The following is an 8,883-nucleotide window of genomic DNA, read 5'->3' as shown; positions in this document are numbered from 1 at the left end:
AACGAAAAGGAGAAGAGAGGCATTGCTGAAGGAAAATACACTGAAACGCAAGCTGCGCGAAGGCAAAACCGTGTACGGGCTGTTTTGCTCGATACCAGCGCCAGTCGTCGTCGAGATGATCGGCTGCGCCGAATACGATTTCGTCATCATTGACACCGAGCACGTCCTCGTCAATCCGGAGACGTTGGAAAACATGATCCGGGCCGCGGAAGCTGCGCAAATTACCCCGTTGGTGCGCGTGGCGAATGCGTTGCCCGGCACGATTTTGCGGGCATTGGACAGCGGCGCGCAAGGAATCGTCGTGCCGCACGTCGAGAGCAGAGAGCAGGCCGAGCAAATCGTCCGCAGCAGCCGCTACTATCCGCTCGGTACGCGGAGCCTGAACAGCGGACGGCCTGGCGCGTTTGGCAAAAACGACCTCGTTCTTTATTTGGAGCGGGCCAATGCGGAAATCATGGTCGTCCCGATGATCGAGAGCAGGGCAGGCGTCGAGCGGATCACGGACATTTTGGATGTGCCAGGCATTGACATGGTGCTGGAAGGAGCGGCGGATCTGTCCCAATCGTACGGCAGGCCGTGGGACACGCGCGGCGAGCTGGTCAAAACCGCGCTGCAATCCGTGCAGGCAGCCGCTCTCAGCCGTGGCGTGCCGTACTGCGCCATTCCGCGCGCAGCAGAGGACATGGACGAATGGTTCGAAAAAGGCGTTCGCGCCTACGTGCTGGGCGATGAGCGGGGCATCGCGTTTCGGGCGCTGCGCCATCAGCTCGGCACGATGCGCGACAAAGAGCAGCAACGCAAGGAAAAGGGAGAGAGGCTATGAGTCGAGTCATCGAGTATATCAAGCGGACACAACAGAGCAGCGCCAAGCCTTTTTGCGCCTATCTCTACGATCTGGATCACCTGAGAAGCCATGTCGCGTCGAGGGCAGAATCGCTGCCAGCCGCATGCCAGCTTTTTTACGCGATCAAGGCCAACTCCGAGCCGCAAATTTTGCGCGCGCTCCTGCCTTACGTGCGCGGCTTCGAAGTCGCTTCGCTCGGCGAGGTGGACAAAGTGCGGGCGGTATCTGCGGACGTTCCGATTTTGTTTGGCGGCCCGGGCAAGACAAACGAAGAGATCGAGGGAGCCATTCGGCAGCGCGTCAGCCTGATTCACGTCGAGAGTCTCAACGAACTGCGGCGCGTGGACGTTTTGGCGCGAAAACACGGGGTGACGGTCCCGATTTTGCTGCGGGTGAACTTGCGCGGGCCGTTTCCTTCCGCGACGCTTGCCATGGCGGGGCGGCCGACGCAGTTCGGAATCGACGAGTCGCTCGTACCGGAGGCGATCCGCCTCGCGCTTGCGCTGGAGGGCGTGAAGCTGCAAGGCTTCCATTTCCACTCGCTGTCCAACAATCTGGATGCGGGCAAGCACGTTGAGCTTGTCGCGTACTATTTGCAGATCGTAGCCAAGTGGCAGGCGCTGTTTGACCTGGACATTTCGTACCTGAACGCCGGGGGCGGGATCGGGGTCAACTACGCGGATTTGCAGCAGCAGTTTGACTGGCCGGCCTTTGTGCAGGGCTTGTCCGCGCTATTGGACAGCGCTGCGCTTCCGGTCCGGCACGTCTTGTTCGAATGCGGCCGTTACTTGACCGCCGCTTCCGGCTACTATGCGGCAGAAGTGCTGGATATCAAGCAAAATCACGGGAAAACATACGCCATCATCCGCGGCGGGACCCATCAGTTCCGCCTCCCGTCCTCGTGGCAGCACAGCCATCCGTTTACGGTCATTCCGACGGAAAAATGGGAGTACCCGTACGAGCGCACGCGGCATGAAAATGGCCCGCTTACCGTAGTCGGCCAGCTTTGCACGCCAAAAGATGTGCTGGCGAGCGACGTGTTTGTACCGTCGCTGCGGGTAGGCGACATCATCTGCTTCCAGTATGCAGGAGCGTACGGGTGGGCGATTTCCCACCACGATTTTCTCAGCCATCCGCACCCTGACCACATTTATGTGGAGCAAGCCGGCATTCTAGCTTGAGGAGGAATAAAAGAGTGAACCATGTTTTGTCTTCCATCCAGGTCGTTGACAGCGATCAGGTCTGCCTGCACGAAGACCATGAGCCAAACCGATTGGACGACACGTGCCAGTCGATCTCGCAGCAAGGGATGCTGCTTCACCCGCCGATAGCCAGGCGCATGCAGGACGGCAGATACCTGATTTTGGACGGAGCACACCGCACGGCCGCCTTGCAAAAAATCGGCTGCCGCCGGATTCCTGTGCAAGTCGTAACAGATGCCGATTACCAGTTGGAGGCATGGGCACATCTGGTTCCGTTCAGGCCATGGCTGAATGGGCTGCTCCAGCATGACGCCTTCTCATGGAAGGAAGAGCAGCAGGGGGAGCAAGCGCACATCGCTACAATCGTCTATGCAGACGGCAGCAAAAACTATGTATCGGCAAGCGAGGACGGCGCAGGCAGCACGCATAGACTGCGGCTGTGGCAACAAATTGTCCAATCGTACAGCAGCAGCTATCCCGTCCGCCGGATTCCACACGGGATGAAGGTGCTGCCCGAAGCAGACATGGTTTGCCTGCGCTATCGCCCCTATACGATGGAAGAAATCGAAACAATCGTAACCCAAGGACACGTCATGCCAGCGGGCGTCACCCGGTTTTTGATAAGCGGAAGGCTGCTGAACCTGAAAATTCCGCTCTCGCTGTTGCTTGACCCGCGCTTTGACGAGCAGGAGTGGGAGGCATACAGGCAGCATTGGGCAAGCTCGCTGCGCTTGTACGCCGAGACGGTTTATTTGAACGAAAAAGAATTTATGAAAGTGCCGCAGCAGATTTAGGTTCGACATCGCCTCTGGATGAAACGACTGTGCCAGCAGGGCGGGCGCAAGCAAAGTCCAGAGGCATCAACAATCGCAAGCCAAGTCCCAAAGACACCAGCCAATCGAGCTGGTGTTTTTTTTTGCTGAGGGCATCCCTGTGCGCAACAAAATCCGTTTTTGTATCGTGTTCCTCCCGATTTGACTGTCCGGGCCGCAGGCGAGTGTGAGAAAGTAGTTCGTGATCGGGGTTTTCGCCTTGCGCAGCGAACCAGCGAACCGCGAACCAAAAGTACATCATAAGGAGGGCAAAAGAGAGATGAAGAAACTGGCGAGGGCCTTGGCCGCAGTGGGTTGCCTGGCTTTGCTCTTGGCAGGCTGCGGTAGTCCGCAAGCAAGCGGGGGAGAGAGCGCATCCGCGCGCAAAGAGATCGTGAACCCGAACGGGGATGTCATAAGCATTCCGGTGAAGCCGAAGCGAATCGCCGCCCTTTCCGGCTCGACGGAGGAACTGCTTTTGCTGGGGATAGAGCCAATCGCATCCGGCAACGTCGATTACGGCAACCGCAAACAGTTTTCTCCGACCATCGCGGATCGATTGGACAAAGATGTCGTCAATCTCGGCTGGTACGGAGAGCCGATCAGTCTGGAAGCCGTTATGGCCGTGGAGCCGGACTTGATTTTATTGGGGGCGCTGTTTAACGAAGATTCGTACGAGCAACTGTCCAAAATCGCTCCGACTGTCCAGGTTCCGCATCCTTATTATGAGTGGCGCAATCGTTTGAACTTTTGGGCAGACCTGTTCGGAGAGCAGGAGAAAAAAGACCAATGGCTGGGCGAGTACGCAAAAAAGGCGGAGGAATGGAAGCAGAAGCTCGCGCCCGTCGTCAAGGAAGAAACGTTCGCGATCCTCGAGACGTATCCGCAAAGCCTGGCCGAACTGCTCTACGACGATTTCGGGCTAAAGCGGGCGACAGGTATCCCCAAGCCCGAGCATTGGGGCGGAATGGAACTCAGCCTGGAAGCGCTGTCTTCCTTGAACCCGGATCACTTGCTGCTGATGGAAAGCAGCGAGCACAAAATGAGCGACAGCAACGTCTGGAAAGGGCTCAAAGCGGTGCAAAACGGCCATGTCTACAAGATCAGCCAGGTCGATAACTACAACTATTCCTTCACCGCGATCGGGCGGATGCAGCTTTTGGACAAGCTGGGCAACCAGATTTTGCAGCGCCAGTAACGGCTGGGGGGCAGTAAAAAGCGTACTGCCTGATTTCCGGGCAGGACAGTCAGGGCGAACGACCGCCGTTTCAGCAGCGAAACAGCGCGATAGCACGCGCCGGGAAGTTGCGTACCGTCCGGCGGTCCAGATGAATCGCCGTTCTCGCCCCAATCCGTGGAATGGCATTTGCGACAGAAAAATCCGTTTTGCAGTAGTTTCGCTCCGTCTTTAGGTGGTGGCGCCCGGCGATTTTTCCATAAGATGATGACAGCACGTTACGAAAGGAGTAGAGAGAATATGGGACGAGTACGTGTCAGTATTTTTTTCAGCGTTTTCGTCGCAATGGTTGGCTTGATGATTATCGCTCCCGTCATGCCGCCATTGATTCGCGAATTAGGACTGAGTGAGACGCATTCAGGGTTAATCATTTCTCTGGGCTCTGTCGCGATGGCTGTCATGGCGCCAGTGTGGGGGAGATGGAGCGATACAAAAGGGAGAAAGCCGGTTATTTTGATTGGCTTTTTGGGGATGTTCGTCAGCTACGTGTTGTTTACGCTCACGATGTATGCGGGGCTGGCGAACCTCATCGGCGGCGGCCTGCTGGTGACGCTGCTCATCGTGGCGCGCGGGATGGTCGGGATGTTTATTCCTGCCGTTCCATCGTCGGCGCAAGCGTACATGGCGGATGTGACCGATGAAAAAGGCCGGGCGTCGGGGATGGCGCTGATCGGGGCCGCGAATGGCATGGGGCTGGTGATGGGGCCTGCGATCGCCGGGGTGTTTGCGCTCATCGGCTTGATCTGGCCGCTGTACATCGGCGCGCTGCTGCCGCTCATCGCGTTTGCCGTCGTGCTGCTGTTGATTCCGCCGCACAAGCCAATCGTCACGGAAAAAGCCCCCAAGCTGAACCCGTTCCAAAAAGGCTTGCGGCTGTATTTGTTCGCTGGACTGGCTACGATGATGAGCATCGTCACGTTGCAGGTCGTCGGCGGGTTTTACTTCCAGGATCAGTTGTCACTGACGACAACGGAAACGGCCCGGATGCTGTCGTTCGGGATGATGCTGAGCGGGATCGCGATGATCTTCACCCAAGGAGTGCAGATGAAAAATCCGAAATGGCAGCCGCGCTCGCTGATTTTGGTCGGCTCCTTGCTGGTGATTGCCGGAACGTCGCTGTTTTTGTTTGTGATCCATGCCGTCGGTTTTTACATAGCCTTCTTCCTGTTTGGCGTAGGCACCGGGCTGATGATGCCCGGCTTCATGGCTGGCGCGTCCCTTGCTGTCTCGCGTGAGCAGCAGGGGGGAGTAGCCGGACTGGTGGGAGCCGTGCAAGGAGTTTCCGCTGTCATTGCCCCGATTTTGAGCACAAGCTTGTACCAGTTGGAAAAGCATCTGCCTTTTGGCGTCGTCTCTGTAGTCGTGCTGGTGATGGCGATTACGATGCTTGTAACCAAAGCCAAAAGCGCCCCTGCAACAACTGTGCTGGCGACAAAGCATTCGGAGTAGGCAATCGAAGCAAGTCGCAAGGACCCGTTTTCTCACGAACGAGTTGGGGAGCGGGTCCTGTTTTTCAGATGTTAGTGATAATGATTATCGTTCCTACCGATCTGTCCTTTAAGAGAAAGGAGTGCTGCTTTTGTGAGTACGGAGTCGGAGATGTCTGGTCTGTTGAAAATCGCCGGAGAGAAAAAAGGGCTGTTGATCGCTGCCAGCATCTTTTCCGTCCTCTCCAGCCTGCTGCAAATCGCCCCCTTTTGTGGCGGTGTACAAAATTGTCGAGGAGCTGCTCAGAAACGCGCAAAGTCCTGCCGGCATCGACCGGGAGCTGGTCGTGTATTGGGGCGTTGTCGCTTTTCTCGCTCTGGTCGGGGCATTGCTCGCGCTGTACGTCGGGCTGATGTGCTCGCACGTCGCGGCGTTCCAGATTTTTTGCCAGCTCCGGGTGCGGCTGGCCGAGCACGTCGCAGCAGGCGATCAACGAGCTGGTCAAAAGCAAAACGGTCATCCTGTCGCGCATCGCCTGAAGACGAGCCAAAACGCGGATAAAATCATCGTGCTGGACCAAGGCCGCCTCGCAGAAGAAGGAACCCACAGCGAGCTTGTCGCCAGAGCCGGACTGTATGCCAATTTGTGGAGCTTGCAGCAGGAAGCGGAGGGCTGGCGGGTGAAATAAAACAGACGATAATCCCGTCCAAGCGGCGGGGTTATTGGCGTTGCCAAGCGTTCCTATGCGCCCCCACGCGCTCTCAAGCGTTCCAGGCAAGAGCAGGGTCGTTTTGCAGCAAGACGAGCAGTTTTTTTTCTGAACAGACAAGACAACCAGCGCAGAGGTGAAAACAAGCGTATGAACCAAGCAGCACACTGGTATGCGGTCGAGAATGTAGTAGACAAGCATTGTGCGCTCGCAACCTGAATGCTCTCTATCGGAACGAATCGTTCCAGCAAACCGTCGTTCTCCCGGAGCAGGTCGGCACAGGCTGCTGGCAGCGGACGAGCCTGAATGCCATGGTGGACGTGATGATCTGCGACATTGTTTTCCGATAAGAGTTTGGCATGAAGAGCACGGAGCGGGACGACTGGATGAAAATTTGCTTTGGAGCTCGAACGACACCCATCTGGACCATGGCATCGCACCCGGTGAGGTGATCGCATTCGGGAGAGCAGAGACGAGCAGTACGTGTCATTTCGCAGCGGAGCGCCACTTTCGTTGTTTGACTGTCAAGCTGGACGTGCCCCAAGCTCGTGCAGGCGTGGCCGATTCCCCGCCTGGAAGCGCAGTAGAGCCGAATGGCAGCGCGCGACAAGCTGTACGACAACCGGAAAATGACGCCGCTCGTCAAGCGTATCCTCCACGAAATCATGCGCTGCCCGTATCGCGCGGAAATCCGCCGTATGTATATGGAAGGGAAAATACTGGATCTTTTGGCCGTGTATATGGATGAAGTTTTGCTGGAAAAAGGTTCGTTGCCCCGCGATGTAGCTCTCTCGAAAACAGACATCGCCAGCTTGCGGCAAGCCAAGCAAATCGTGGACGCTTGCGCAGCAAGGTGCAAAGAGGGGAGTGAGAGGCAATGTGGCCTTTCCTAAGAGATAATGGCAGGGAGCGCAAATGCTGCTTGTCGCACAAAGAAATAGCGAACGAAATTTGTTTGTTGTGTTGATAACATTCGCTTATTATCCCGCTCCCCGCCTTCGAGTGAGAAAAATCACGGGGGTTATACTTTTTGAAACGGTAGTCCTTACTTGTAAAGGCGAACGTTAAGGAAAAACGCAATCATTTTTGCTAACGTAGGTATTTGGATCTGTTTTTTTGTCATTCCCTGGAAAAATGGTTGGAATCTACTATAATGAAAAACAAACAGGAGAAGCGAATGTACGTTCTTGTTCGTGCGCATTGTTTCGCTCCCCGATCCGTATGGGAGGCTGAAACGACTGTGATGGGTTCTGATCTCGAAACGACTTGCGCGGCCATGAAACGAGCGATTGACAACTGGCTTACAAGCATTAGCGAAAAGGATGCCGATGCGATTGTCGGCCGCACCACGCTGCAGGCATTCATGATTTTGCCATGCTCGAATACGTAAACGACAGAGCGACCGTGGCGATCACGGCGCTGGACGACTGGGACCTCGATTTTGACACGCCGGGAGCCAATCACAGAAGCGGGCAGCGCAGCGCCGAGCTGTCCGAAGCCTGCGTCCGCGAACAACTCGTGCCACAGCTTGCCGCCTATGTGAAACAAAAGCTGGACAGTCTGTCGTCTCCCGCTCTGCTGGACTACCGCTTTTCGTTTTGGGGCAAGTTCCAGACCGACACAGGCGAACTGAAGCTGCCGATCTTCCATTCTGTCGATCAGGAGAAACGAGCGCGTTTGCTTGCGAACATTTCCGCTTATGTGACCGAGCTGTTCGCGGACTATGCGCGCGAGGCAATGGAACAGTTCGCGTGGTATGCCGATGCGGACGACGAGAAAAACGTCATGCCCGGCAGCTACGCTGTCTTCGGGCTCGGGCTGGCAGACCGCCGCTATTTTTCGCTCGTCGAGGACTACATGGGCAAGATTGACGAAGAACACCAGTCAGCGAAAAATCAGTTCACCGCCGCTTTCGCGAAAAACGCACGGCGTGAATCCAGAGACGCTGCCAACGCTTGTCGCGTGCCTGCTGCACGCAACGGACGCGCTGAAGCTGAAAATTAAGACCGAGCTGGAGGAGACGGCCAATCTCCGCGTGTTGCTCGATTTGCTGCGCGCTCGCGAGCCGTATGAAGCGGAGCACGTCATCTTTATCGTCTGGGGCGGCGTGGAGAAGCTCCAGGCTGCGGCTGCCAAAGCAAAGGGAGAAACGGCAGGACTGCTAGCCGAGCTGGCGGGCTTTGCGATAAGCAATTGTTAAGCAGGTCAAAGGCGTGGCGTTTGCCGTACGGAACCAGCTCGGTAGGCGCGATTTTGCCCAGCCGCGCAAACGATTCTTCCGTCTCGGTGACAATCAGCTCTGGTTTTAGCTGCACGATTTCCGAGAGCGAAAACGGGAAGTTGTGAATCTTGGTCAATGAGGACGCGACTTTTTTCAAGTAGACGTGCTTGCCCAAATAGGCGCTGATCCCGGCCGGAACGACTTTTTTTAATTTGCGCAAAAAATAGGAGACGTCGTGAAAGCCGACCGCTTCGGCAATCGCTTGCACGCGCTCTCCAGCCAGCAGCTTGCGCTTGGCTTCGTCCATGCGCAGACCGTCGATGTAGGCGGAAACAGACTTGCCCGCAACCCGCTCGCTCGGCAAAAGCTTCGCGATACCGCACCAGGCAGGGGCACAGCATCCTTTTTTCAAAATGCAGCGCAGCGTCAG

The 8,883-nt window shown here is 56.4% G+C and carries 12 protein-coding genes; 11 read left to right on the top strand and 1 reads right to left on the bottom strand.

Going from position 1 to position 8,883, the window contains the following annotated elements:
* The first annotated feature begins 22 nt into the window (after positions 1-22).
* The 11 genes from M655_RS14050 to M655_RS28095 all read left to right on the top strand — a co-directional run bounded on the left by M655_RS14050 (position 23) and on the right by M655_RS28095 (position 8,432).
* Positions 23-823: an HpcH/HpaI aldolase family protein gene (locus M655_RS14050; RefSeq protein WP_005831916.1), complete on the top strand. Its 801-nt coding sequence runs from the start codon at positions 23-25 to the stop codon at positions 821-823.
* A complete protein-coding gene (locus tag M655_RS14045; protein ID WP_025846725.1) occupies positions 820-2,025 on the top strand; it encodes a type III PLP-dependent enzyme in 1,206 nt (401 codons plus the stop codon). The genes M655_RS14050 and M655_RS14045 overlap by 4 nt, the downstream gene beginning before the upstream one ends.
* A gap of 14 nt (positions 2,026-2,039) precedes the next feature.
* The gene (locus tag M655_RS14040; RefSeq protein ID WP_035422699.1) at positions 2,040-2,840 is read left to right on the top strand and encodes a ParB N-terminal domain-containing protein; all 801 of its coding nucleotides are present in this window, start codon (positions 2,040-2,042) and stop codon (positions 2,838-2,840) included.
* Between the two features lie 298 nt (positions 2,841-3,138).
* Positions 3,139-4,056 (top strand): ABC transporter substrate-binding protein, encoded by a 918-nt coding sequence (locus M655_RS14035; RefSeq protein WP_026557177.1) that lies wholly within the window; start codon positions 3,139-3,141, stop codon positions 4,054-4,056.
* A 279-nt stretch (positions 4,057-4,335) separates the two neighbouring features.
* The gene (locus M655_RS14030) at positions 4,336-5,544 is read left to right on the top strand and encodes an MFS transporter (RefSeq protein ID WP_026557178.1); all 1,209 of its coding nucleotides are present in this window, start codon (positions 4,336-4,338) and stop codon (positions 5,542-5,544) included.
* A gap of 250 nt (positions 5,545-5,794) precedes the next feature.
* Positions 5,795-6,211 carry a transporter gene (locus M655_RS14025; RefSeq protein WP_026557179.1) on the top strand — a complete coding sequence of 139 codons (417 nt, stop codon included), beginning with the start codon at positions 5,795-5,797 and terminating at the stop codon, positions 6,209-6,211.
* Between the two features lie 221 nt (positions 6,212-6,432).
* Positions 6,433-6,582, top strand: coding sequence for a hypothetical protein (locus tag M655_RS14020; RefSeq protein ID WP_286085830.1), 150 nt, complete (start codon positions 6,433-6,435; stop codon positions 6,580-6,582).
* 243 nt (positions 6,583-6,825) lie between these two features.
* Positions 6,826-7,125 carry a hypothetical protein gene (locus M655_RS14015; protein WP_286085829.1) on the top strand — a complete coding sequence of 100 codons (300 nt, stop codon included), beginning with the start codon at positions 6,826-6,828 and terminating at the stop codon, positions 7,123-7,125.
* 347 nt (positions 7,126-7,472) lie between these two features.
* Positions 7,473-7,622: a hypothetical protein gene (locus M655_RS28100; protein WP_283857771.1), complete on the top strand. Its 150-nt coding sequence runs from the start codon at positions 7,473-7,475 to the stop codon at positions 7,620-7,622.
* Complete coding sequence (locus tag M655_RS14010) at positions 7,607-8,236, top strand: DUF6138 family protein (protein ID WP_025846738.1); 630 nt, start codon at positions 7,607-7,609, stop codon at positions 8,234-8,236. Before M655_RS28100 ends, M655_RS14010 begins: the two co-directional genes overlap by 16 nt.
* Positions 8,163-8,432 carry a DUF6138 family protein gene (locus tag M655_RS28095; RefSeq protein ID WP_307723487.1) on the top strand — a complete coding sequence of 90 codons (270 nt, stop codon included), beginning with the start codon at positions 8,163-8,165 and terminating at the stop codon, positions 8,430-8,432. The genes M655_RS14010 and M655_RS28095 overlap by 74 nt, the downstream gene beginning before the upstream one ends.
* Here M655_RS28095 and M655_RS14005 read toward each other — a convergent pair.
* Complete coding sequence (locus M655_RS14005) at positions 8,323-8,865, bottom strand: helix-turn-helix domain-containing protein (RefSeq protein ID WP_165328997.1); 543 nt, start codon at positions 8,863-8,865, stop codon at positions 8,323-8,325. The two genes, M655_RS28095 and M655_RS14005, sit on opposite strands and share 110 nt — an antisense overlap.
* Positions 8,866-8,883: the final 18 nt, after the last annotated feature.

It is taken from the genome of Brevibacillus sp. NSP2.1 (assembly GCF_000470975.2).
Taxonomy (GTDB): domain Bacteria; phylum Bacillota; class Bacilli; order Brevibacillales; family Brevibacillaceae; genus Brevibacillus; species Brevibacillus agri.
This window is presented reverse-complemented; position numbering and strand designations above follow the sequence as displayed.

Bases quoted from the DNA above. Each gene is read 5' to 3' on its own strand.
- M655_RS14045 (WP_025846725.1), top strand. From the start codon at position 820: ATGAGTCGAGTCATCGAGTATATCAAGCGGACACAACAGAGCAGCGCC.
- M655_RS14035 (WP_026557177.1), top strand. From the start codon at position 3,139: ATGAAGAAACTGGCGAGGGCCTTGGCCGCAGTGGGTTGCCTGGCTTTG.
- M655_RS14030 (WP_026557178.1), top strand. From the start codon at position 4,336: ATGGGACGAGTACGTGTCAGTATTTTTTTCAGCGTTTTCGTCGCAATG.
- M655_RS14015 (WP_286085829.1), top strand. From the start codon at position 6,826: ATGGCAGCGCGCGACAAGCTGTACGACAACCGGAAAATGACGCCGCTC.
- M655_RS14010 (WP_025846738.1), top strand. From the start codon at position 7,607: ATGCTCGAATACGTAAACGACAGAGCGACCGTGGCGATCACGGCGCTG.